This is a genomic window from Ruegeria lacuscaerulensis, from assembly GCF_013033355.1.
In the GTDB taxonomy this organism is placed as follows: Bacteria; Pseudomonadota; Alphaproteobacteria; order Rhodobacterales; family Rhodobacteraceae; genus Ruegeria; species Ruegeria lacuscaerulensis_A.
In genome coordinates this window covers 165971-183400 of the sequence record NZ_WQDY01000008.1, presented here as the reverse complement: position 1 = coordinate 183400, position 17430 = coordinate 165971, and the positions used below count along the sequence as shown (strand labels likewise).

At 59.1% G+C, this 17430-nt stretch carries 16 protein-coding genes; 5 read left to right on the top strand and 11 right to left on the bottom strand.

The genetic code is table 11. The features are described 5' to 3' along the window. Positions 1–10 precede the first annotated feature (10 nt). The 4 genes from GOW48_RS15155 to GOW48_RS15140 form a co-directional block, all read right to left on the bottom strand. Positions 11–1339: a TRAP transporter large permease gene (locus tag GOW48_RS15155; protein ID WP_170755070.1), complete on the bottom strand. Its 1329-nt coding sequence runs from the start codon at positions 1337–1339 to the stop codon at positions 11–13. An 11-nt stretch (positions 1340–1350) separates the two neighbouring features. After that, positions 1351–1863: a TRAP transporter small permease gene (locus GOW48_RS15150; RefSeq protein ID WP_170755068.1), complete on the bottom strand. Its 513-nt coding sequence runs from the start codon at positions 1861–1863 to the stop codon at positions 1351–1353. 112 nt (positions 1864–1975) lie between these two features. Then, entirely contained in the window at positions 1976–3121 is a 1146-nt protein-coding gene (locus tag GOW48_RS15145; protein WP_170356149.1) for a TRAP transporter substrate-binding protein, read from the bottom strand. A gap of 24 nt (positions 3122–3145) precedes the next feature. Further along, positions 3146–3331: a hypothetical protein gene (locus tag GOW48_RS15140; RefSeq protein ID WP_170356148.1), complete on the bottom strand. Its 186-nt coding sequence runs from the start codon at positions 3329–3331 to the stop codon at positions 3146–3148. Positions 3332–3469: 138 nt separating this feature from the next. On the opposite strand from GOW48_RS15140, the gene GOW48_RS15135 reads away from it, so the two are divergent. Next, positions 3470–4495, top strand: coding sequence for a LacI family DNA-binding transcriptional regulator (locus GOW48_RS15135; RefSeq protein WP_170755066.1), 1026 nt, complete (start codon positions 3470–3472; stop codon positions 4493–4495). On the opposite strand, the gene GOW48_RS15130 is transcribed toward GOW48_RS15135, so the two are convergent. Both GOW48_RS15130 and GOW48_RS15125 read right to left on the bottom strand, forming a co-directional pair. Continuing rightward, the gene (locus GOW48_RS15130) at positions 4492–5463 is read right to left on the bottom strand and encodes a LysR family transcriptional regulator (RefSeq protein WP_170755064.1); all 972 of its coding nucleotides are present in this window, start codon (positions 5461–5463) and stop codon (positions 4492–4494) included. The genes GOW48_RS15135 and GOW48_RS15130 overlap by 4 nt on opposite strands. 88 nt (positions 5464–5551) lie before the next feature. Further along, complete coding sequence (locus GOW48_RS15125; RefSeq protein ID WP_170755062.1) at positions 5552–7987, bottom strand: GcvT family protein; 2436 nt, start codon at positions 7985–7987, stop codon at positions 5552–5554. Positions 7988–8170: 183 nt separating this feature from the next. Here GOW48_RS15125 and GOW48_RS15120 point away from each other — a divergent pair, with 183 nt between their 5' ends. Further along, on the top strand, positions 8171–9688 hold the full coding sequence (locus GOW48_RS15120; RefSeq protein WP_170755060.1) for a trimethylamine methyltransferase family protein: 1518 nt from the start codon (positions 8171–8173) through the stop codon (positions 9686–9688). Between the two features lie 60 nt (positions 9689–9748). Continuing rightward, a complete protein-coding gene (gene speB, locus GOW48_RS15115) occupies positions 9749–10717 on the top strand; it encodes an agmatinase (protein ID WP_170755058.1) in 969 nt (322 codons plus the stop codon). Here speB and GOW48_RS15110 read toward each other — a convergent pair. From GOW48_RS15110 to GOW48_RS15090, 5 genes are all read right to left on the bottom strand, one after another. Beyond that, positions 10714–11688: an arginase family protein gene (locus GOW48_RS15110; RefSeq protein ID WP_170755056.1), complete on the bottom strand. Its 975-nt coding sequence runs from the start codon at positions 11686–11688 to the stop codon at positions 10714–10716. The two genes, speB and GOW48_RS15110, sit on opposite strands and share 4 nt — an antisense overlap. A gap of 51 nt (positions 11689–11739) precedes the next feature. Next, positions 11740–13329, bottom strand: coding sequence for an ABC transporter permease (locus tag GOW48_RS15105; RefSeq protein ID WP_170755054.1), 1590 nt, complete (start codon positions 13327–13329; stop codon positions 11740–11742). Continuing rightward, entirely contained in the window at positions 13322–14359 is a 1038-nt protein-coding gene (locus GOW48_RS15100; protein ID WP_170356140.1) for a quaternary amine ABC transporter ATP-binding protein, read from the bottom strand. The genes GOW48_RS15105 and GOW48_RS15100 overlap by 8 nt, the downstream gene beginning before the upstream one ends. A gap of 84 nt (positions 14360–14443) precedes the next feature. Further along, positions 14444–15394, bottom strand: coding sequence for an ABC transporter substrate-binding protein (locus GOW48_RS15095; RefSeq protein ID WP_170755052.1), 951 nt, complete (start codon positions 15392–15394; stop codon positions 14444–14446). 244 nt (positions 15395–15638) lie between these two features. Then, positions 15639–16004 (bottom strand): winged helix-turn-helix transcriptional regulator, encoded by a 366-nt coding sequence (locus tag GOW48_RS15090; protein ID WP_170755050.1) that lies wholly within the window; start codon positions 16002–16004, stop codon positions 15639–15641. Positions 16005–16117: 113 nt separating this feature from the next. Here GOW48_RS15090 and GOW48_RS15085 point away from each other — a divergent pair, with 113 nt between their 5' ends. Together GOW48_RS15085 and GOW48_RS15080 are read left to right on the top strand one after the other, a co-directional pair. Further along, complete coding sequence (locus GOW48_RS15085; RefSeq protein WP_170755048.1) at positions 16118–16726, top strand: NAD(P)H-dependent oxidoreductase; 609 nt, start codon at positions 16118–16120, stop codon at positions 16724–16726. After that, a complete protein-coding gene (locus GOW48_RS15080; protein ID WP_170755046.1) occupies positions 16713–17429 on the top strand; it encodes a glutathione S-transferase family protein in 717 nt (238 codons plus the stop codon). Before GOW48_RS15085 ends, GOW48_RS15080 begins: the two co-directional genes overlap by 14 nt. The last annotated feature ends 1 nt before the right edge of the window (position 17430 follow it).

Sequence of the window (17430 nt, the reverse complement as noted above, 5' to 3'; positions counted from 1 at the left end):
TCAGCAGGTCCTATTGGTAGATTTCAGGAAGCAAGGTGGTCGAAACCGCCGGTACATAGGCGATCAGGATTACCACGATCAGCATGGTCAGAACAAAGGGCACGGCGCGCGCCGCAATTTTTAGAATTGATTCTCCGGTTATCCCGGAAACAACGAACAGGTTCAGACCCAACGGCGGGGTGATAAAGCCCACACCCAATGCGGTGATCATCATGATGCAGAACTGAATCTCGTTCATGCCGATATTGTCCGCCAGCGGTTTCAGGATCGGGGCGAGGATCACGATATTCGGCGTCGTCTCCATGACGCAGCCCGCAGCGATCAGGATACCGATCATCAGCAGGATCAGCAGATACGGATCATCGGTCAGCGAGGTCACGGCCGTCACGAACCCCTGCGGTACGCCCATGATCGCCAGTGCCTCGGCCAGCGGGGCCGAGAAGGCGATGATCGGCAGGATCACCCCGTTCACCTTGGCGGAACTGACCAGCATCGACGGGAAATCAGCCAACGTCAGCGTCCGCAGGATGAAGCCCATGATGATGGTGACGACGACAGCGGTCGCACCGGCCTCGGTGGGCGTCAGGCGGCCCGAGAAGATGCCGTAGAAGATGATCCCGGGCACGATGAACGCGTACCAGCCGGATTTCAGCGCCTTGCCCAGATTGGTCAGCCATTCGCCCATGGTCATCATGCCGCCGCCCTCATAGGCGTAGATGCGGTTCATGATGATGTTGGTTACAAGGATCGAGACAAGAATGGCCAATCCGGGGATGAGGGCGGCCAGAAACAGGGTCGAGGCCGAAATACCCAGCACAAGACCGATGATGATATAGGCGATCGAGGGCGGGATCAGGATGCCGGTACAGGCCCCTGCCGCGACCAGCGCACAGGCATAGGGGCGGGGATAACCGCTTTCGACCAGCCGATTGATCGTCATTCGGCCCACCGCAGCAGCGCCCGCCGCGTCCGAGCCCGAGATCGCCGCGAACATGCCGCAGACCAGAACGGTGGCCGAGCCAAAGCCACCCTTGGCGAAACAAGTCAACGCCTCGGCCACGTCCAGAAACTTTCGCGACAACCCCGTGCGCACCAGCACGTCCCCGGTCAGGATGAACAGAGGTACGGCGGTCAGGGCAAAGGCGTCGATGCCGGTGAACAGGCTTTCGCCCACAAGACTCAACGGCAGGTCGCCGGACATGACCAGCATCACGATGGCGGCGGTGCCGATGGCCGCCCAGACGGGCACAGCCAAGGCAATCAGACCAACGAATAAGATCACAGGCAGGTAGAAATCCCACCCAAGTTCAACAGTTTGATTGAGAGAACCCCAGAGCATCGCGTGTCCCCTCAGTCAAACAGCTTGTCGCCTTCGAAGACGGGCGTGCCGTCCCTCAGGCATTTCAGGTCGCGCATCAGTGACTGGATCAGACGCCAGATCATCAGCGCAAAACCGGTGGGCACGGCCATCAGGAACCACACCTTCGATACCCGCAGCCCGTCCGTCACCGAACCGAACTTGGCCGAAACATGCACCGCCTCGTACGACCAGTAGAGCGCGATGACCGCCACGCCGAACATCACCAGATCACCAAAGATATACAGCAGCGCCTTGGGACGCGGCCCGAGGTAGTGCATGATCACGTCGATGCGGATATGGGCGCGTTCCTTTACGGCTGCTGCCGCACCGATCCACGCAAGGTAGATGAAAGAATAGCGGACGATCTCTTCGCCCCAGATAGACGAGAAAGCGAAAATCTCACGCCGAAGAACCTCGATGGCCATGGTGATGACCAGCATCACGTAGAACACCAGCAGCAGCCAGCGCTCGGCGTTGCGGTCTATGTTTTGAAGTAGGGTCATCTGTTCCCTCGGCAAAAGAGCAACCGGGCCATAGCCTTCTTTGGCGGGCCTGCTTCAGGTCCGGCTGCTTTGAAAGATCGCGGGCTCACTCGCTGCGCCCGCTGCCTGTCTGTTAAGCGTCGTGGACGTAGTATTTGCCCTGCGTGCCTGCGGCCTCGACCAGCTTTTCGAACGCGTCCATCGACCCGGCAAGCTCGGTCTTGAAGGGGTCCCATTCGGCGTTCTGATAGCCGCCGACGCTTTCCCATTCGGCCAATTGATCGGAACTGAGCGAGTGGAACTCGACTCCCGCCTTGTTCAGCTCGGCCATGGCATAGGCGCGGGCCGAGGGCACTTTGGCCAGGTTCTGATGCGCGGTCATTTCCGCACCCCACATGATGCCTTCCTGTACGTCAGGCGGCATCGAGTTGAACCATTCCAGATTGCAGGAATAGACCTGACTGTCCGGCACGGCCTGCGTGAAGGTCACATGGCTGAGGATATCCTTGAAGCCGAACACGAAAAGCGCGCCCACTGACGGGTCCAGCGCATCTGCTACGCCCTGCTTGATGGCCGAGGGGGTCTCACCCCAAGCAACCGGCGTCGGGTTCGCGCCCGCCATACGGTAATATTGCTGCAGCATCTTCGAGCCCGGAACGCGGAACTTCACACCGCTCATGTCGCCCGGCGTGATGATTGCATTGCCACCCTGACGCACCGCAACCACGCGCGGGTCTATCACCACGTAGAACAGCGCCTTGAAGCCGGCCGCCTCGACCTTGGGATGCACTTCATTTTTCCAGGTGTCGGATGTCACAAGGTTGGTGAATTTCTGGTTCGAGCCGCACAGATACGGCATGTTGATTAGGTCAACGGTCGAGGCAAACGGTGCAAAGTTCGACAGCGAGTGCTGTGCGGCCTGAATTGTACCACCCTGAACCTTCTGAACCAGCGAACCGCCCGCGCCCAACTGCCCGCCGGGAGCTAGTTTGACATAGACCTTGCCGTTTGTAGCGTTCTGGATGTTTTCCTTCAGGTCCAGTTGCATGATTGGATAGCTGCGCGATGCGCCCAGCACATAGGCGGTGGCGATGGTCATCACGTGGTCGGCTGCCTTTTCGCGCTCGCTTTCCTCCTTGGCAGTCTGAGCCGCGGCTTCGGTCGACCACAACACCCCACCGGCCCCAGCGACCAGCGCGGCAGTGAATGCGCCCGTGGCACTGAGTTTCAGGAAGTTGCGGCGCTCGGCCGACGCCAGTTCCAGTTTGTCCTTGTTCATTGATTGCCCTCCCAAGCAAAAAAGTCAGCTGTCGCGTTCTGCGTTGCGGTCAGCCTCCTTTTTCAGAATTGCGACAACGAACAGGATCGACGCCGCGAATAGAACCAACATCTCGCCCACGTCTCCTAGGAATGCGCCGCTCGCAAACGCGCCCATCGCAACATTCGCGAAATAGATGACGAACACGATGATAGAGGCAAACAGAAACATATTCCGGGTCCCATGGTGGATTCGGCTCAACCTCACTTGTAAGCGCTTACATGCAAAATGCAAGCGCTTACATATCTGCTTTCCATATCACATCCATAGATGTACACTCATTGGCAAAGGTGAATTACGGATTTGGAAATGTCGAAACCGCGCTCAGCCCCGACGCTGGATGATGTCGCCAAAATGGCCGGAGTTTCGACCGCGACGGTGTCACGATGCCTGAACAACCCCGATCGCGTTGTCGCCACAACCCGCGAACGGGTTCAGGCCGCCGTTGACGCTTTGGGCTATACCCCCAACTTCGCCGCCCGGGTTATGGCGGCCAAGCGCAGTTTCACCATCGGGGCGATCATTCCGACCATGGAGAATGCTATTTTTGCAAGGGGCCTGCAGGCATTCCAGGAGGAGTTGCATCTGCGCGGTTACACGCTGCTTGTGTCCAGTTCCGCCTACAAACCTGATATTGAAGAAGAACAAATCCGAAAACTGGCTGCGCGGGGTGCGGATGGCCTATTGTTGATCGGCCACGACCGTGACCCAGAGATTTACAAGTATTTGGAAAGCCGCAGAATTCCGACGCTGATCGCGTGGTCTTACCGGCCCAATGCACTGGCACCTTCTATTGGTTTCGATAACCGAAAGGCAATGCGCAACCTTGCAGAGCGCGTGATTGCGGCGGGTCACACCAGAATCGGGATGATTTCGGGGATCCGCGAAGGCAATGATCGCGCCCGGCTGAGAATTGAGGGCGTTCAAGACGCCGCCAACGCGCGCGGTCTAAGCCCAGACGGTTTCACGATAGTCGAAACGCCTTACGAAATCGAAAACGGTGGTGCCGCGTTTGCTGAACTTATGGCACAACCTGTCCCACCGACCGCAATCCTGTGCGGCAATGACGTTCTAGCCGTGGGGGCTGTGCGGCGCGCACAAGACATGGGCCTGCGTGTCCCTCAGGATGTATCCATCACCGGATTCGATGATATCGAACTGGCCCGGATCGTCTCTCCGGCATTGACGACAGTGCATGTGCCACATCGTGAAATGGGGCGCAAAGCGGCGCTACAACTGGTTGAGATGGTTGAAACGCAAAGCCCCGGACAAGGCGAGCAACTGGCGACCAATATAGTATCGGGCGGATCACTTGGACCGCCACCCCAAGGTTAAGCGGCCTCGGCCTCCATTGTACGGAAATCATCCTTGAGCCAACTGTGGGTGGCACACATCGGATCGGTGAAATGCTGACGAATGAGCTTTCCCATGGCTTTTTGGATCAGCGCCGATGTGGTTTCAGGGTAAACTTCGGTTGTGAACAGCGACACCGTACGAACAAAGTTACGCCCCGGGAACGGCATTGCCTTCACGCTATCGTGGAACCTTTGGGCGCGGTGGAAACACGCGGCGGTCGTAATGGCCCACCCTGCCCCTTCCGCGACCAGACCGATGATGGACTGGTTGCACTCCAATTCGAAACGGTTGGGCAAGTTGTACTTGCTTCGCGCCAGTTGGATTTCGATCTGCTTGCCGATCATGTAGTCCCGCGAATAGCGTAAAAGGGGCAATTGCGCATCCGGCGTGAACAAATCGCTCGCCGTTCCCTCAAAACCAGCGGGCAGGATAACGATGAACGGATCCCGCATCAGAGGGTATTCGATCAAACCATCCGTCCGCTCGGACGGGCGCGTGGCAACCCCCGCATCCAACTTGTGTTCCTGTAGCTTCGCGATGATCTCATGGCTGGGCCGGGTGAAATGGCGGAAGTTACAGCGCGGCAGGGCCTGGGCTAGAAACCGGAACAGATCTGGTGCGATCTGATTGTCGAAATCGTCGATCAGTGCCAACCGTAAATCTGTAGCGTGCCGCCAGTTTCCCGTGCGGATTTCAGCCTCACCTCGTTTCAACGTGGTGAGCCCGTCGCGAACGTAACGCGAAAAGACCTCACCAGCCGGGGTTAGACCCATCGGACGTCGACTGTGATCAACCAATTCGATACCCAATGCCTTTTCAAGACTGCGCAAGTGATTTGACACAGTACTGATCGACAAACCGGTTTCCGACGCAACTTGCTGAATAGATCCGGATTTGGCGATCAACTGAAAGACTTCCAGCCAGCGCAAGCTCAAGGATTTGGACACGAGGACCACCTACAGTTTCGATTACTTCGAAACTATCGAACCAGAGAATGATCCCCAGAGCAATCCGGAAGTTGAGCTTGTATCGCGTTCAGGATTTGATCCGACCGAAATCCGGATCGTAAGGCGACGGTGCAGTCACAACCGCCGACACACGCTCACCGCATCGGTCCAACTCCATTTCCGACCCGACGTCTGCCAGCCCGGGATCAACAAAAGCATGGGCAAGGTTCTGTCCAATCCGATGCCCCCATTCACCCGAAGTGATCGTTCCGATGACCTCATTTCCCCGCATCAGAGAAGCGCCGGGATGCGCCGGGCCTTGATCCGTCTGAACCTGCAGCGCCACCAATTTCCGGCGCGGGCCCTCGGCCTGTCGCTGGAGCAAGGCATCGCGTCCAATGAAATCGCCCTTGTCCAGTCGGACAAACCGGTCCAGCCCGGTTTCGAACGGGTCAAACTCAGTGATCAGATCGGCCTTCCAATGCAGAAAGCTCTTTTCCATGCGCATTGACTCGACCGCGCGCGCGCCGAACAGCTTGAGCCCATATGCTTCGCCCGCCTGCCGCAATGCCAGATAAGCTGCATAAAGCGAGGCATTGGGAACGTGGATTTCATAGGCCAACTCGCCTGAGAAACTGACACCCATCACAGTCGCCGGGGCGATGCCGATGAAACACTCTCGCACACCAAGCCATGGGAACGCCTCAGCCGACCAGTCCCCACGCGCGCAAGCGCCTAGAACGTCGCGTGCTTTTGGGCCCGCCAAAATCAGGATCGTCTGGTCGTTGGTCAGGCTGCGCAGCTGGACGTCCTCGTCGCTCCGCAAATGGCGGGTCAGCCAGTCCATGTCGTGGAACTCGCTGGCTGCTGCCGAGCCGTACCAGACACGCGCTGGCCCCCGGTCGCTGGCGGGAAGATTGGCCACAGTAGCCTCAGCCTTGACCATACCATGGTGGTTCAGCAGATAGCCCAGCGCCACGCGTCCGTCGCGCTTTGTCACAGGCCCACAGAACATCCGATCAAGAAACGCATGACGGTCCGCGCCGGTGATCTCGATCCGGTTGAAACCGTTCACTTCGGCCAGCCCCACGTTGGTTTGGACATTGGCAACCTCGGCGGCCACCAGATCGAAGGTTTCGTCAAAATCGAAACTGTGAGTGGGCGCGAAATCGGGCGATGGCTTGATGTAATCCACCCTTTCCCACCCGTTCACGACGGTGAACTCGGCCCCCTCTGCCGCCAGCACCGGGGTCAAAGGCGTCGTCTTGGCGGGCCGCCCAGCGGGGCGGTGTTCATGTGGGAAGTGAAAGCGGAACTCGTTCTGATAATCCTCGATAGCCTTCAGCGCGGTCAGTTCCACATTCGCGTGCCCCGTGAACCGACGCGGATCAAGGCACCACGTGTCATAGCACGCCTCACCATGCACGATCTGTTGCGCCAGCAGCCAGCCGTGGCCACCACCTTCGCCAAGCCCCGCCCGCAGACCGATGACACAGAACGCATTGCGCTTGCCCGGGATCGGCCCGACCAGAGGCGCACCGTCAATCGTATAGGTGATCGGGCCATTGACCACCGTATGCACGCCCACCTCCATCAGCGCGGGCATCCGGGCAAAAGCGCCTTCCAGCACATCCGTCACCCGGTCCAGATCGTCAGGGCAGAGCGCGTTGACGAAATTCGGGTCAATCCCGTCCATGCCCCAGGTCTTGCAGTCCTGCTCATAGAACCCCAGCAGCAGCCCGTTCTTTTCCTGCCGACAGTAATAATCGCTGATCGGGCACCGCAGCAGCGGCATCCTGTGTCCCGCATCGCGAATGGCCGGAATCTCTTCGGTCAGGAAATACTGATGCTCCATCGAGGCGACGGGATGATGCACCCCCATCATTGCGCCCACCTCATTCACGCGATAGCCGCCCGCGTTCACGACAATATCGCAGTCGATATCGCCCTTTTCGGTCAGCACCGTCCATGTGTCGTCAGCGTGTTGTTTCAGCCCGATGACCGGCGTGTTGCGATATACCTCGGCCCCTGCCTTGCGCGCCCGCCGCGCCAGCGCCTGACACAACTGCGCGGGATCGATATCCCCATCCATCGGATCCCACAGCCCGCCGATCAGGTTCTCGGTCGAGATCAGAGGGTGACGACGCGCGCATTCCTCGGCGTCTATCACCTCGAACTGCACGTCCATCCCGCGCGCCATAGAGGCGAAATGGCGATAGCCATGCATCTGCGCTTCGGTATTTGCAAGACGGATACCGCCGTCGCCGTGGTGGTAATTGATGGGATAGTCCGGGTCGTCGGCCAGTTCTTTGTACAGCCGGATCGAGTGCGATTTCAGCCCGACCATCGTCTGGTTCATCCCGAAATTCGTCACCTGCGCAGCCGAATGCCACGTGGTGCCCGAGGTCAGCTCGTTCCGCTCCACCAGAACCACATCGCTCCACCCCTCCTGCGTCAGGTGATAGAGGGTCGAGCAGCCCGCGATCCCGCCTCCGATGACAACGACCTTGGTGCGTGATTTCATGGGCGCGGCTCCTGTTCTGTTCCGCCCAAGTCTTGCGGAACAATGCGCGCGCACGACAAGCCGCCCGGCGCTTGTATTGAAAAATCGAAACCGCGATTGCGGATTCTGCAAATTGCACTTCGCCTTTGCGTGGGGCGCAATGTGGCGCTTAGGTTTCGGGAAAAGCAACGGGAAAGGAACCGGATGAGCACGGGCAGCAAACGAAGCGGCAGACGCGCCCGGCACGCGCAGCGCGCGGCCGCCCCCGTGATTGATCCCTGCCCGCCCGGCCAGATCGGTGGGGCCTTCAAGCCGCTAACAGACGTCGAGATCGCGCAAATTTACGACACCGCCCTGCGCCTGCTAGAAACCCTGGGGATGGGCGAGGTGCCGGATCGGCTGGCCGGCGACCTGCGGGCTGCCGGAGCGCAACCCGGCCCTGACGACCGATTGCTGTTCCCGCGCGCCATGGTCAAACAGGCCATTCAATTCGCCCCCAAACAATTCACCTTTCATGGCCGCGATCCCGCGCGTTCGGTCGAGGTGGGCGGAGACCGGGTGTATTTCGGCACCGGCGGCGCGGCGGTTCAGACGCTGGATATCGACACGGGGCTATATCGCCCCTCAACCCTGACCGATCTGCATGATTTTACCCGGCTACAGGACACGCTGCCCAATGTCAGCTGGTTCACCCGCTGCTGCGTGGCCACCGATGTGCCGGATAATTTCGATCTGGACGTGAACACCGCCTATGCGCTGATCCGCAACACGACCAAGCCGATTGCCACGTCCTTTACGCTGGCCGAACATGTCGCGCCCATCGTCGACATGTTGGATATCGTAGCCGGAGGGCCCGGCGCATTCGCCGCGCGACCCTTCCTGAAAGCGCATATCAGCCCGGTCATCTCGCCCCTGCGCTATGGCGAAGATGCGGTGGACGTGGTCTATGAATGCATTACCCATAATATCCCCATGTCCTGCATCACCGCAGCGCAAGCGGGCGCGACCGCCCCGGCCACGCTGGCCGGGTTTCTGGCGCAGTCGCTGGCCGAAACATTGGCCAGCCTTGTCATGGTCAACACGATCAAACCGGGCTTTCCGATGGTGTTTTCCAACTGGCCCTTCATCGTGGACCTGCGCACCGGGTCTTTTGCGGGCGGCAGTGGTGAGACGGCGATCCTGAACGCGGCCTCGGCGCAGATTTCCAACTGGTTGGGGCTGCCGTCGGGTGTGGCGGCCTCGATGACGGATGCCAAGGCGATTGACGCGCAATACGGGACGGAAAAGGGCATCACCTCACTAGCGGCAGCGCTGGCGGGCGGGAACCTGATCTATGAAAGCTCGGGCATGACGGCGTCTCTGCTAGGGGCCAGTTTCGAGGGCTTCGTGCTGGACAATGAGATGCACGCCCACACTTATCGCGCCCTGCGCGGGATCGAAGTGACCGAGGAAAACCTTGGGTTCGACGCAATCTGCCAGTCGGTTCTGGGCGACGGGCATTTTCTGGGCAGCGCCCATACCTATGACGCCATGGAGCGCGACTATTACTACCCCGAGCTTGCAGACCGGTCCGAGCCCCGCACTTGGGCAGATGAAGGCGCCAGCGACGCATGGACCACTGCCCGCTCACGTGCCAAAGAAATCCTGAATACCCACCACCCCCAATACCTGACCCCCGAACAGGATGAAGCAATCCGCGCCCGGTTTCATATCCTTGATTGACCTTCCCCAAGCCTCCCCCGGCGGCTAGGGTCGGCTTAAATACACAGGAATGAGGCCCCGATGACCGACCCTTTCTTTCAGCCCGTCTCGGCCATGGAACTTGCGCGATTTGCCGGCGTGCCGACCTTTATGCGCTTGCCGGGCATGACGCTGGATCACGCGCGGATCGCCGAGGTTGATATCGGGCTGGTCGGCATCCCCTGGGACGGGGGCACCACGAACCGCCCCGGCGCGCGCCACGGACCGCGCCAGTTGCGGGATTACTCGACCATGATCCGCGCGATGAACCCTGTAACCGGGGTGGCGCCCTTTGCGATGATGAACTGCGCCGATCTGGGCGACGTGGCCCCTAACCCGGTGGATATCGAAGACACGCTGAACCGCGTGACGTCGTTCTACGCCGACCTGACCTCGCGCGGCATCACCCCCCTGACCGCCGGAGGGGATCACCTGACCACCCTGCCCGTCCTGCGCGCGCTGGCCAAATCCGGCCCGCTGGGGCTGATCCAGTTCGACAGCCATACCGACCTGTTCGACAGCTATTTCGGCGGGCACAAGTTTACGCACGGCACCCCGTTCCGCCGTGCGGTCGAAGAAGGGCTGGTCGATCCCAAACGCTTTGTTCAGGTGGGCATTCGCGGCACCGCCTATAACACCGAGGATATCGAGTGGGGCGAAGCGCAGGGCATCCGCATCATCCGTATCGAAGAGTTGTTCGACCGGGGTATCGACGCTGTCATGGCCGAGGTGCGCAGCATTGTCGGCGACGCGCCGACCTATTGCACCTATGATATCGACTTTGTGGACCCGACATTTGCCCCCGGCACCGGCACGCCCGAGATCGGTGGCCCGAACAGTTTTCAGGCCCAGCAGGTGATCCGCCAGATGGCCGGGGTGAACTTGGTGGGCGCCGATCTGGTCGAGGTCTCACCGCCTTTCGACGCCTCGGGCGGCACCGCGTGGCTGGGGATTTCGCTCATGTTCGAACTGCTCTGCGTATTGGCGCAGGCCGTCGAGGCCCGCCGCTAACGGACGTTTTCGGCGATCATCGAAATCATCTCGAACATCACCGCCGCTGCGGTCAGGGCGGTGATATTGTTGGGGCTGTCCTTGGTGGGCATCATGCAGACTACGTCTCCGCCCACGATATTCAACCCGCGCGCGGCGCGCAAAATCCCTACGGCTTCGTCAATATCGAACCCCTTCTCGCCAGGTTCCAGATTGGACACCGCAGGCGCAACGGTCGGGTCAAGGCAATCCAGATCGAAGGTGATATAGACCGGACGGTCGCCCAGCACTTCGCGCGTTTGCGCCACCACGTCCTCCAGCCCGCGCTGTCGGAACTCGCGCATGGTGACGATGTTGTAGCCATAGTCATAAGACGGCTGCAGCCAGTCCAGACTGCGCGGATGACCCCGTAGACCGATCTGCATGGATTGCGTCGGATCAACCTGCCCTTGATCGGCCAGATACGCGCCCCAATGGGCGGCGGATTTCTTGGCGCCCAGAAAGTGATCGACCTTGGTGAACACATCCGTATGGGCATCCAGATGCAGAAAGCTGACGGGCTCTCCCCCGGCCAGTTGACCACGCCCCAGCGCCTGCACGATGCCGCCCGTAATCGAGTGATCTCCACCCACCGACACAGGCCGCGCGCCTGCTGCGTCGATGTCTTTGTAAAAGGTCGTAATACGCTCGATGCAGTCCTCGTTGTCATTCGCGCGCGGAAAGGGCACGTCGCCCACATCGGCGATCTTGGCGCTGCTCCACGGGTCGATTTCGAACACCGAGTGCACCCGCCGCTGCACCGCCGAGACATGGCGCAGCGCGCGCGGACCCAAGTGCTGATCCCGCTCGGTCGTGCCGTTTCCGGTGGAATGCGGGACGCCGACAAGCGCAATGTCCTGCCCCTCGGGGCCGGTATTGGGACAGCGAAACAGGGTCGGTACGCCCCACCAATACAGGTTATCCATCATCGACTGTTCATAGCGGTCGGTCATCTGCATCCCCTTAAATGAAAAACGCCCCCGGCTGGCGGGGGCGTTTTGTGTTTAGATTTTCTCGTCTTCTCGCCGGAAGGCCCCCTGCACGATCCGGTCGATGACCATGGCACAGAACAGGATGGCAAAGCCGCCCAACAGACCCGGACCCTTGGCCGCATATTGCAGCGCCTCAAGGATTTCCTTGCCCAGACCGCCGCCGCCGATCAGCGAGATGATCACCACCATCGACAGACACATAAGGATCGTCTGGTTCACCCCAGTCATGATCGAAGGCAGCGCCAGTGGGATCTCAACATCCTTCAGCAACTGCCATTTCGATGCACCAAAGGCCACTGCGGCCTCTTTGATGCTGTCCGGCACACCCCGCATCCCCAGCGCCGTCAGGCGGATCACCGGCGGCATCCCGAAGATGATCGTCGCCAGAATGCCCGGCGGGTTTCCGGTGCCAAAGAAGGCGATGATCGGGATCAGGTAGACAAAGGCCGGTAGCGTCTGCATCAGGTCCAGCACCGGTTCCGCCGCGCGGTAAGCCCGCGCCGATTTACCGAACCAAATACCCAGAGGAATGCCGATTACCACGCATAGCAACACGGCTGCACCTACCAAAGCGACCGTCTCCATTGCGACATCCCAGTAACCCAGAAGTGCGATGTAAGCCAAAGAGGCGGCGGTGAAAATCGCCACACGCGGCCCCGCCGCACGCCACGCGGTGACGCAGATCACCAGCATCACGACCGGCCATGGCGATCCAATCAGTGCAATCGTCAACGCATCCAGGACCGAGCGCACCCCAGCGACGATCCCGTCGAACACGTCCCCGCCCGCAAGGGCTGCGGCGTCGATCTTGGCCTCCATCCAGCTGGCGAGGCTTGAGAACAGCGTGCCGCCATCTTCGCCCAGAAACAAGGCCGAGACCTCTTTCTCCGGGAACGCATCCAGCATCGCGAGCGAAGCGTTGACGGTAAATTTATAGACGATCAGAGGCCCGATTGCGGCAATCAGAACGGCGCCCAGAACCGTGTTGCGCGTAGAGCGCCCGCTTTCAGTGCTGTCGGGATCAATCCGCCAGCGCGAATACTGTTTTTCGTAGATGCGGTCCGCGTAAAGCCCCTGCACAAGCTTGAACACCAGCAACATCACCAAGCCAGTCAGCATGATCCCCAGCGATTCCGACTGGGCGGCCGCGGCTTTTTCAAAACTGCTGTCTGCTGCCCTCTGGATATTCTCGGCCAATTTGGTGAACCGGTCGATATCCCCCTGTTCGGTCGCCGCGGCGGCGCGTTCCAACAGCTCGTTCGCGCGGGCTTGTTGGCGCTCGGCGCGTTCGGCCATGTCGGCGCCAGGATTGCCCCAGGCCCCGCGTCCGATTTGCACCCATGCGATGATTTCAAGAATCAGGAAGGTCCAGAACATCCCCCAAATCGCCCGCGAGGCGGACCAGAACGGACCCAGCGCCGCCGCCCATTTATTGAACGTGTTTGGAACCGCGCTGGTCGCATCGTGGATTTTGTGAAAGGCGTTGACGTAGTAATCCCCGTTCGGACCCGCAAATTCGTGGATCGAGCGGTCAAGTGCGTCGCGATCCACCTCGATATCCGAGGCGGCAGTGACTTTCAGTTCGGTGGTTGCGTCAGTCATTTTTGCCCCCCTGAATACCGCGCAGCAGACGCGGCTTGGTCACGACACCCACGTCGCTGCCACCATCCGTGATGATCACCGGCAGTTCGGTGTTAACGGCCAGATCAATCAACTGGTCCAGATCAGCACCTTCATCGGCACGCGGCGCGCCCTCGGTCGGGCCGGAATAGCTGGCCAGAGGCTCCATGATCGAATGGGCCTTGACCAGTTTCAGTTTGGAAATCCCCTGCACAAATTCGCGCACGTAATCGTCGGCGGGGTTCATCACGATATCTTCGGGCGTGCCGATCTGCACGATCACACCGTCCTTCATGATGGCAATGCGGTGGCCGATCCGTATGGCCTCGTCCAAGTCATGGGTGATAAACAGCGTGGTCTTTTTCAGTTGCGCCACCAGCGCCTTGAACTGATCCTGCAACTGCAAGCGGATCAATGGGTCTAGGGCCGAGAACGGCTCATCCATCAACAGGATTTCGGGGTCTGAAGCCAGCGCGCGGGCGATGCCAACACGTTGCTGCATCCCGCCCGACAGTTCTTTGGGCAAGCGATCCTCATAGCCTGTCAGGTCTACCAGACCAAGCGCGTGGTCGGACACCGCCCAACGCTTGGATTTCGACACCTTCCTAATCTCTAGCGGGTAAGCCACGTTGTCGCGGACCGAGCGGTGCGGCATCAGCGCCATATGCTGAAACACCATCCCGATCTGCTGGGCGCGAATGCGACGCAATTCGGACTCCGAGATTTTCGAGACATCCTGCCCCATGATCTCGATCTTACCCGCAGTCGGTTCAATCAGGCGGTTCACATGTCGAACCAGAGTGGATTTGCCGGACCCTGACAGGCCCATGATGCAGAAAATTTCGCCACGTGGCACCTCGAAGGTTGCGCCCTGCACACCTACGACACAGTTAAAGCGTTCAAGTACCTCGGGTTTTCCAATACCCTCGCTGCGCACAGCCGCCATGGCCTCTTCGGCGCGCGCGCCAAAGATTTTCCAGACATTTTCAAGTTTTACGACAGGTTCGTCCATTTGCCCCTCATATGCGGGGTTTTCCCCGATCTATATGCAAAGGGCCGCCGCGAACTGGTCGCGACGGCCCCCTGGGAATGCGTCTTAGTTGGTCAGCCAGTTCAGAACGGTATCTTCGTTGTTGGCCACCCAATCGCGGGCAAAGTCTGCTGCTTCCACATTGTCCACAGCAAGGGCCTTGCCCATCGCGCTCAGGTCGTCACCCTGCATTTGGTAGTTGCGGAACAGAGCGGCCACCTCGGGGTAGGCGTCTTCCAGCTCCTTGGCGTAGTGAAGGTGCAGTGTGGCGCCGTTCCAGGCCGAGGATGCCTCGGATTTATCCAGCCAGTCGGGATCATCTGTGGGCTGCACGATGGTCCAGGTCGCCGGATCATGGGCGGGCTCTTCCAGAACGGTCAGGTCCTGTGTCACAAAGATGTAGTGCGGGCTGTAGCAGAAACCGATCCACGGATCGCCGGCCTTGGCGGCGTTGGCCAGATTCGCATAGGCGATGGTTTCTTCGTATTCGGTCAGATCGAAAATCTGATCATAGCCATAGGACTTGGCCCGGATTTTTTCGACCACGGTCGAAGCCCAGCCCGGCGCACCGATCCAAACCTCGGGCGTTCCGTTGCCGTCGGTGTCAAAGATTGCCATCTTGTCCGGATCACTCAGATCGTCGATGGACTTGATGTCATATTTTTCAGCTGTCGCCGTGGGCACACACATGCCCTGCTCGGCCTGAACCGGGTTTTCGTTCATAACCACGGTGCCGTTGTCTTTGACATAGGTGTCGTGCAGGTTCTGCTGGTTCGGCATCCAAACCTCGGGGTGGACATGCATCGCGCCAGAATCCATCGCCTCGAACACGATCGGGTTGGTGCCGTTCTGAAGCTCTACGTCCAAGCCCAGGTTTTCTTCGATCACAACTTCAAGGATATGCGCCGTGGCGTTCACCGATGCCCAGTTTGGCACACCGATCACGATATCTGCGGCAAGCGCGGGACCTGCGGCAAGAGCTGCTGCACTTCCCATAAGTGTGGTGAGTTTCTTCATCTGATATCTCCATGTTGGGCGTTCGCGATGCTGTTCTGTCGGCAAATGCCGGTCCCGCACCTTACAAACAGTCTCGGGAAGCTCTAACTCCCCGGATTTTTTGGCCAGCGGCTCGACGCGCCGGATTGGCCAGAAAAGTGAAGCATGGTGACGCAACACCCATCAAGCCCTACGGAGGACAAATACATGTATTTGATATCATCGTATATTAGTTTCGAAAATTTCCGAACTATTAACCAATGTCTCAAACGACGGCCGCAGGCAAAGTCTCGCTCCACTTGCTCAAATCGTCCAGAACGCCCAGCGCGCTGCGGCCAAGCTCGGTGACAGAGTATTCGACCGAAACGGGAGATGTCTGTAGCACGTGTCGCTTCACTAAACCTTGTGCCTCAAGCTGACGCAAACGCTCGGTGATCATCTTTTTGCTGGCACCTGCAATCATGCGGGACAAGTCATTGAATCGCACGGGCCCGTCTTTCAGGTGCCATAGGATCGAACCCGTCCACTTACCGCCTATGATCCGCATCCCGCGCTCGACCGAGCAAGGCTCGAGGCAGGCTTCTGCCACTTGTTTTCGCCCCCGATTATCCTGACTGACCTTTGCACGCATGGCATATCCCTTATGAAAAAGAAGGTTACTAAAAGTATACTGGTTGCTTTTTATCTCCGCCACCCCCAACTGCTTCGACACGACATTCCCAAGATTGGAAAAAGGGCATAGACATGAGCAATATCCTGATCCTCAACGGCACACAGCCTTATGAAGCGGCCCCCGGTGCTCTGAACGCCAGCCTGACCGAACAAGCCAGCACCCAGTTGCGCACGCTGGGCCATGATGTCCGGGTGACTACGGTCGCCGAAGGCTATGATGTCGATACAGAAGTCGCGAACCACTTGTGGGCGGACACTGTCATCATGCAATTCCCGGTGAACTGGATGGGCGTGCCGTGGGTCTTCAAGAAATACATGGACGAGGTCTATACCTCGGCCATGGATGGACGGTTTGCGCATGGCGATGGGCGCACCAGTGACGCCCCTAAGTCCAACTACGGTATGGGCGGCGTTTTGCACGACAAAAGCTATATGCTGTCAGTCACGTTCAACGCCCCGGTCGAAGCGTTCGACAACCCGACCGAGCCCTTCTTTGCCGGCGATACTGTAGATGACCTGCTGAAACCGCTGCACCTAACGGCGAAATTCATGGCGATGAAGCCTCTGCCAACTTTTGCCGCGTTTGATGTTATGAAGAACCCGACGATCGAGGCAGATTTTGCCCGATTCCAGACGCATCTGATTTCTACATTCGCCGAGGCAGACGATGTCGCAGCCTGATATTCACCTGTACACCGCAGGAACGATGAACGGTTATAAACCGGTCATTTTTCTGGAAGAGGCCGGAATTCCTTACGACCTCACCCATATCAACTTTTCCAAACAAGAACAAAAAGCGCCAGATTATCTGGCGCTGAATCCCAACGGTAAGATACCGACGATTTATGACCGGTCCGAGGGGCGCGCCATATTCGAAAGCGGCGCGATCCTGTGGCACCTGGCCGAAAAATACGGAAAGTTCCTGCCGGAAGACCCGATCAAACGATCCGAAGTCATGCAATGGGTTTTCTTTCAGGTCGGTCATATCGGGCCCATGATGGGACAGGCGATGTATTTCCAACATATCGCCGCCCCCAATGGGCACGACGAACCGTTCTCCATCCGCCGTTATGTTGATGAAAGCCGCCGCCTGCTAGAGGTTATGGACACACGGCTTGAAGGGCGCGACTGGATCGCCGCAGATGAATACACCATTGCCGATATGATGCTTTACCCGTGGGCGCGGGCCTATGTCTGGGCACGGGTCAAGGTGGACGATCTACCTCATCTGAACGCCTGGTTCGAACGCATCGACGCCCGGCCCGCCGTTCAGAAAGCGTTGACCATTCCCAAGGCAAACCCCCAATTCTGGGACTCAAGCGCCGATGCGTCGGCCTTTGCCAAAGAAAACGCCGCGCGGTTTGCGGGCGACGTCAAAAAATAGA

Coding starts and splice junctions, on each gene's coding strand:
- GOW48_RS15155 (WP_170755070.1), bottom strand. CDS start 1,339: ATGCTCTGGGGTTCTCTCAATCAAACTGTTGAACTTGGGTGGGATTTC.
- GOW48_RS15150 (WP_170755068.1), bottom strand. CDS start 1,863: ATGACCCTACTTCAAAACATAGACCGCAACGCCGAGCGCTGGCTGCTG.
- GOW48_RS15145 (WP_170356149.1), bottom strand. CDS start 3,121: ATGAACAAGGACAAACTGGAACTGGCGTCGGCCGAGCGCCGCAACTTC.
- GOW48_RS15140 (WP_170356148.1), bottom strand. CDS start 3,331: ATGTTTCTGTTTGCCTCTATCATCGTGTTCGTCATCTATTTCGCGAAT.
- GOW48_RS15135 (WP_170755066.1), top strand. CDS start 3,470: ATGTCGAAACCGCGCTCAGCCCCGACGCTGGATGATGTCGCCAAAATG.
- GOW48_RS15125 (WP_170755062.1), bottom strand. CDS start 7,987: ATGAAATCACGCACCAAGGTCGTTGTCATCGGAGGCGGGATCGCGGGC.
- GOW48_RS15120 (WP_170755060.1), top strand. CDS start 8,171: ATGAGCACGGGCAGCAAACGAAGCGGCAGACGCGCCCGGCACGCGCAG.
- speB (WP_170755058.1), top strand. CDS start 9,749: ATGACCGACCCTTTCTTTCAGCCCGTCTCGGCCATGGAACTTGCGCGA.
- GOW48_RS15110 (WP_170755056.1), bottom strand. CDS start 11,688: ATGACCGACCGCTATGAACAGTCGATGATGGATAACCTGTATTGGTGG.
- GOW48_RS15105 (WP_170755054.1), bottom strand. CDS start 13,329: ATGACTGACGCAACCACCGAACTGAAAGTCACTGCCGCCTCGGATATC.
- GOW48_RS15100 (WP_170356140.1), bottom strand. CDS start 14,359: ATGGACGAACCTGTCGTAAAACTTGAAAATGTCTGGAAAATCTTTGGC.
- GOW48_RS15095 (WP_170755052.1), bottom strand. CDS start 15,394: ATGAAGAAACTCACCACACTTATGGGAAGTGCAGCAGCTCTTGCCGCA.
- GOW48_RS15090 (WP_170755050.1), bottom strand. CDS start 16,004: ATGCGTGCAAAGGTCAGTCAGGATAATCGGGGGCGAAAACAAGTGGCA.
- GOW48_RS15085 (WP_170755048.1), top strand. CDS start 16,118: ATGAGCAATATCCTGATCCTCAACGGCACACAGCCTTATGAAGCGGCC.
- GOW48_RS15080 (WP_170755046.1), top strand. CDS start 16,713: ATGTCGCAGCCTGATATTCACCTGTACACCGCAGGAACGATGAACGGT.